Source organism: Amycolatopsis rhizosphaerae (assembly GCF_007713715.1).
Lineage (GTDB): Bacteria > Actinomycetota > Actinomycetes > Mycobacteriales > Pseudonocardiaceae > Amycolatopsis_E > Amycolatopsis_E rhizosphaerae.
In genome coordinates this window covers 1-5,517 of the sequence record NZ_VJWX01000470.1, presented here as the reverse complement: position 1 = coordinate 5,517, position 5,517 = coordinate 1, and the positions used below count along the sequence as shown (strand labels likewise).

At 72.3% G+C, this 5,517-nt stretch carries 6 protein-coding genes; 5 read left to right on the top strand and 1 reads right to left on the bottom strand.

Annotated elements, in window-relative coordinates:
* Positions 1-1,957: RecQ family ATP-dependent DNA helicase (locus FNH05_RS30830; RefSeq protein ID WP_186382825.1), on the bottom strand; the 1,957-nt coding region annotated here is incomplete at its 3' end.
* Positions 1,958-2,099: 142 nt separating this feature from the next.
* Between FNH05_RS30830 and nadD the strand changes: the two genes are divergently transcribed.
* The 5 genes from nadD to FNH05_RS30805 are packed head-to-tail and all read left to right on the top strand — an operon-like array spanning position 2,100 to position 5,328.
* Positions 2,100-2,693 carry a nicotinate-nucleotide adenylyltransferase gene (nadD, locus tag FNH05_RS30825; protein WP_144592373.1) on the top strand — a complete coding sequence of 198 codons (594 nt, stop codon included), beginning with the start codon at positions 2,100-2,102 and terminating at the stop codon, positions 2,691-2,693.
* A 56-nt stretch (positions 2,694-2,749) separates the two neighbouring features.
* Positions 2,750-3,130: a ribosome silencing factor gene (rsfS, locus tag FNH05_RS30820; RefSeq protein ID WP_144592372.1), complete on the top strand. Its 381-nt coding sequence runs from the start codon at positions 2,750-2,752 to the stop codon at positions 3,128-3,130.
* Positions 3,127-3,735, top strand: a complete 609-nt coding sequence (locus tag FNH05_RS30815; protein WP_144592371.1) for a histidine phosphatase family protein — start codon at positions 3,127-3,129, stop codon at positions 3,733-3,735. Before rsfS ends, FNH05_RS30815 begins: the two co-directional genes overlap by 4 nt.
* Positions 3,732-4,469: a diglucosylglycerate octanoyltransferase gene (gene octT / locus FNH05_RS30810; RefSeq protein WP_144592370.1), complete on the top strand. Its 738-nt coding sequence runs from the start codon at positions 3,732-3,734 to the stop codon at positions 4,467-4,469. Before FNH05_RS30815 ends, octT begins: the two co-directional genes overlap by 4 nt.
* A 10-nt stretch (positions 4,470-4,479) precedes the next feature.
* Complete coding sequence (locus FNH05_RS30805; RefSeq protein WP_144592369.1) at positions 4,480-5,328, top strand: DegV family protein; 849 nt, start codon at positions 4,480-4,482, stop codon at positions 5,326-5,328.
* Positions 5,329-5,517: the final 189 nt, after the last annotated feature.

Sequence of the window (5,517 nt, the reverse complement as noted above, 5' to 3'; positions counted from 1 at the left end):
GATCTTCCGGTATTTCCAGGCGTTTCCACAGATCGGCCACGCGCTGGGCGCTGTTGGCCGTGCGGGTCGGACCGGCGTGCGCGGTCAGGGTGCCGAGGAAACGCAGGCGGCCGACGGTGGCCAGCCTGCTCGCCAGGCCGTGCACGAGCGCGGGGCGCCGCGCCGAGGGCAGCGCCACCACCGCGACCGGGCGCTGTGCCCACTCCCAGGCGGCGAGTACCGCCACACAGGACTGGAACAGCGCTTCCGGCACCTCCCCGTCCGGTGCGGCCGTCCCGACCAGCTCCCGCAGCCGGCTGCCCCAGCCGGCATCGGTCAGCCTGCCGAGCGCGCGCCCGGGCTCGGCCTGGTCGGCCGCCGCGATCCGCCCGGACAGCGGGACGTCCAGCGTGCCCAGCCCGGTCGGCCACTGCCGCCGCGGCGCGAGCTCGACCCCAGGTCGGCGCAAACGCTCTCCGGTGGTCTCGGCCAATTCCGCCGAGACCTCGGTGGCGCGATGGTTCCCCGTGCAGTTGTCGCACCGGCCGCAGGGCGCGGCGTAGGGATCGTCGAGCTGCCGGAGCAGGAACTCCATCCGGCAGCCCGCGGTGGACTGGTAGCCGAGCATCGCCCGCTGTTCGGCCGCGCGCGCCTCCCGGACGCGGTCGTACCGGGCGGCCTCGTACCGCCACGGCCGCCCCGTGGACTCCCAGCCGCCCCGCACCCGCCGGACCGCACCGTCCACGTCGAGCACCTTGAGCACCATCTCCAGCCGGGAGCGGGACAACTCCACGTGCGGCTCCAGCGCTGCCGTGGACAGCGGCCGCCCGGCCTGGGCGAGCGCGTCGAGCACCTGGGTCACGCGCCGCTCCTCGGGGAAGGCGAGCGAGCTGAAGTAGTTCCAGATCTCGCGGTCCTCCGGACCCGGGAGCAGGATCACCTCCGCGTGCCGCACCCCGCGCCCCGCGCGGCCCACCTGCTGGTAGTAGGCGATCGGCGAGGACGGGGCGCCCAGATGCACCACGAACCCGAGGTCCGGCTTGTCGAAACCCATCCCCAGCGCGGAGGTGGCGATCAGGGCCTTGACCCGGTTGGCCAGCAGGTCGTCCTCCGCCGCGGCCCGTTCGGCGGGGTCGGTCTTGCCGGTGTAGGCCGCCACCTCGTACCCCTGCGCGCGCAGCAGCTCGGCCACGTCCTGCGCGGCGGCGACGGTGAGGGTGTAGATGATCCCCGACCCCGGCAGCTCCGCCAGCGCTTCGGCCAGCCAGGCCAGCCGCGCCTCCATCGTCGGCAGGGCCGCCACCGACAGGTGCAGGCTTTCCCGGTCCAGCGGGCCGCGCAGCACCAGCGTGCCCGCGCCGTCGCCAAGGCCGAGCTGGTCGGCCACGTCGGTGACCACCCGGTCGTTCGCGGTGGCCGTGGTGGCCAGCACCGGCACCCCTTCGGGCAGTTCGGCGAGCAGGGTGCGCAGGCGGCGGTAGTCCGGCCGGAAATCGTGGCCCCAGTCGGAGATGCAGTGCGCCTCGTCCACCACGAGCAGGCCCGCGGTGGCGGTCAGCTTCGGCAGCACGGTGTCCCGGAAGTCGGGATTGTTGAGCCGCTCGGGACTGACCAGGAGCACGTCGATCTGCCCGGCCGCGATCCCGGCCTGGACCTCGTCCCACTCCTGGGGATTGGCCGAGTTCATGGTGGCCGCGCTCACCCCGGCCCTGGCGGCCGCGGCGATCTGGTTGCGCATCAGGGCGAGCAGCGGTGAGATGATCACCGTCGGGCCCGCCCCGGCCTCGCGCAGCAGCGCCGTCGCGAGGAAGTACACCGCCGACTTGCCCCAGCCGGTGCGCTGGACCACCAGCGCCCTCCGGTGTTCCGCGACGAGCGCCTCGATGGCGGCCCACTGGTCCTCGCGCAGGCGGGCGTGTTCGCCGGCCAGAGCGCGGAGCAGCTCTTCGGCCCGGTCTCGTAGTCGCTGGAGGTCCACCTGTCCACGTCTACCGCATGGGTCCGACATTCCCGTCACCGGCAGGCCGTGCCGCGGTGAATCGTTCCCGGGGAACCAGCCGTGCGCTCGAACCCGTCACAAGTCGTTCGCCGCCGCCCCCTGTGCTCTATACGCTCCGTTCATGTCACCACGGCGTATCGGGGTCATGGGCGGAACCTTCGATCCCATTCATCACGGCCACCTCGTGGCGGCCAGCGAGGTGCAGGCCCGGTTCGACCTCGACGAAGTGATCTTCGTGCCGACCGGTCAGCCGTGGCAGAAGACCGGGCGCGTGGTGACCCGCGCGGAGGACCGCTACCTGATGACGGTGATCGCCACCGCCTCCAACCCGGTGTTCTCGGTGAGCCGGGTCGACATCGACCGCGGTGGCGAGACCTACACCGTGGACACCCTGCGCGACCTGCACCGCGAGTACCCCGAGGACGAGCTGTTCTTCATCACCGGCGCCGACGCGCTGGAGCAGATCCTCACCTGGCACAACGCCGACGAGCTGTTCACCTACGCGCACTTCATCGGCGTGACCCGGCCCGGCTACCGGCTCAACGACCACCACCTGCCCAGCGGCAAGGTGAGCCTGGTGGAGGTCACCGCGATGGCCATCTCGTCCACCGCCTGCCGCGAACGCGTCGAACACGGCGAACCGATCTGGTACCTGGTGCCCGACGGCGTGGTGCGCTACATCGACAAGCGCAAGCTCTACCGCAAGCCCGAGTGAGCCGCCCGGTACCCTCGTTGAACCGACCGACTGATGCCCATGGTGAGGGAGCAGGAGTGGCAGCGACGTCCAAAGCACGGGAGATGGCTACCGTGGCCGCATTGGCCGCGGCCGACAAGAAGGCCACCGACGTCGTGGTGCTGGACGTCTCCGAACAGCTGGTGATCACGGACGTGTTCGTCATCGCCTCCGCCCCGAACGAGCGGCAGGTCGGCGCCATCGTCGACAACATCGAGGAGAAGCTGCGCCTGGCCGGGCACAAGCCGGTCCGCCGCGAAGGGGCCCGCGAAGGGCGCTGGGTGCTGCTGGACTACGTCGACCTCGTGGTGCACGTCCAGCACGAAGAGGAACGGTCCTTCTACGGTCTGGAACGGCTGTGGAAGGACTGCCCGCGGATCGAGGTGCCGGGCCTGGCCTCCGGCGAGGAGGGCGCGTGAGATTGGGGCGCCTCGTGCTGTGGCGGCACGGGGAGACCGACTTCAACGCGGCCGGCCGCATGCAGGGGCACCTGGACTCCGCGCTCACCGAGGTGGGCTGGAACCAGGCACGGTTCGCCGTGCCCGCGCTGGCGCGGTTCGAACCCGGGCTGGTTATTTCCTCGGACCTGCGGCGCGCGATGGACACCGCGACGGTGCTGACCGAGACCATCGGCGTGCCGCTGCGGGTCGACAAGCGCCTCCGCGAGACGCACCTGGGCGAATGGCAGGGCATGACCGGGGCCGAGGTGGACGCCGGCTGGCCCGGCGACCGCGACCGGTGGCGCGTCGACGCGACCTGGGCGCCGCCGGGCGGCGAGTCCCGCATCGAGGTGGCCGAGCGGGCCGCGGGCGTGGTCGACGACCTGCGGGCGGGCGAACCCGGCGAGACGGTGCTCCTGGCCGCCCACGGCGGGCTGATCACCGCGCTCACCGCGCACCTGCTCGCACTGCCCGTCCCGGCCTGGCCCCAGCTGGGCGGGATCAAGAACTGCCACTGGGTGGAGCTGGCGTGGCGTGACGGCAGCTGGCGCCTGCACGCCTACAACACGGGCATGCCCGGCTGATGGCGCGCCTGCTCGTCTTCGGTGATTCGCTCAGCTTCCACGGCCCCGACGGCCCGTGTGCCGCCGACGAGGCCCGGCTGTGGCCGAACATCACCGCGGCCGAGCTGGGCGGCTCCGCCGATCTGGTCGCCGGGTTCGGCTGGACCGCGCGTGACGCCTGGTGGTCGCTGATCGGCGACCCCCGGGTGTGGGCGGAGCTGCACCACGTGGATGCGGTCGTGCTGGCCGTGGGCAGCATGGACACCCTGCCCTCGCCGCTGCCGACCTATCTGCGTACCGGGCTGCGCTACCTGCGGCCCGACGGCCTGCGGCGCGTCGCGCGCAAGGCCTATCTCGCCGCCCAGCCGCGCCTGGCGGTGGCACTGCGGGGCCGTCCGGTGGTGCTGCCGGCGAAGCTGACCGTGCACTATCTCGACACCGCGGTGAAGGCCCTGCGGATCCTGCGGCCCTCGCTGCCGATCGTGGGCATGCTGCCCAGCGTGCACCGCGCCGACTCCTACGGGCGGGTGCACTCCGCGCGGGACGGCGCGGCCGCCGCCATGGCGGCGTGGGCGGCCCGGGTGGACGTGCCGATGCTCGATCTGCCCGCGGTGGTGGGGGAGCACGTGCTGAGCGGCCGCGGCAATCCCGACGGCATGCACTGGGGCTGGGAGGGTCACGCTTCCGTGGGAAAGGCGATGGCCGCGCTGCTCGGTCCGCTCCTGGATCGCGAAGACAAGCCCGCCGCGCCGTAGGCTGGCGGACGTGCCGGTCGCCGTCATCACCGATTCCACCGCCCATCTGCCGGAAGGCTTCGCCGACCGGTTCGCGGTCCGGGTGGTGCCCCTGCACGTCCTGATCGACGGCGCCACCGCCCGTGACGGCATCGATGTCGGGCCGGACGCGCTCGCCGAGGCGCTGGGCGGCCGCTGCCAGGTGAGCACGGCGCGGCCGACCCCCGGCGAGTTCGCTTCCGTGTTCCGCGAGGTGCTCGAAGCCGGGGCGGACGCCGTGGTGTCGATCCACCTGTCGAGCGAGATGTCGGGCACCTGGGAGTCCGCGGTCCTCGCGGCCCGCGAGGTCGGCCCGGAAGTGGTGCACGTGGTCGATTCCCGCAGCACCGCGATGGGACTGGGGTTCGCGGTCCTGCACGCGGCGAAGGCGGCATCCGGGGGAGCGCCACTGGCGGAGGTGGAGAACGCCGCCCTGTCCGCGGTGCGGTCGTCGAAGGCGCTGTTCGTCGTGGAAACTCTCGAACACCTGCGCCGGGGCGGCCGGATCGGCGCCGCGGCGGCGCTGCTGGGTACCGCGCTCGCGGTGAAACCCGTGCTGCACATCGAGGACGGGCGGATCGAACCGCTGGAGAAGGTCCGGACGATGCACCGCGCGGTGGCGCGCCTGGTGGAACTGGCGGAGCAGGCGGCGGGGGACGGGCCGGTCGAGATCGCGGTCCACCACCTGGCGTCCCCCGAGCGTGCGGTGGAGCTGGCCAACCGGCTCGAAGAACGGTTGACCGTCTCCGGGGGTTGCCTGGTCTCCGAACTCGGCGCGGTGATCGGGGCCCACACCGGCCCCGGCGTGCTGGGCGTCGTCGTCCAGCGAACCCCCGCCTGACCTCCCTCCACCACTCGTGTCGGGATTGCCGTGGTGAACGGTCCCTTCACAGTCGGTGCTGTGAGGGCCCCTTTTGCAAGTCCCTCACCCCCGGCCGGAGGGGCTGGGGCAAGCCGTGAAGGGTCCCTTCACAGTCATATCGACTGTGAAGGGACCCTTCACGGCCAATATTCACGCGAGTCGCGTACG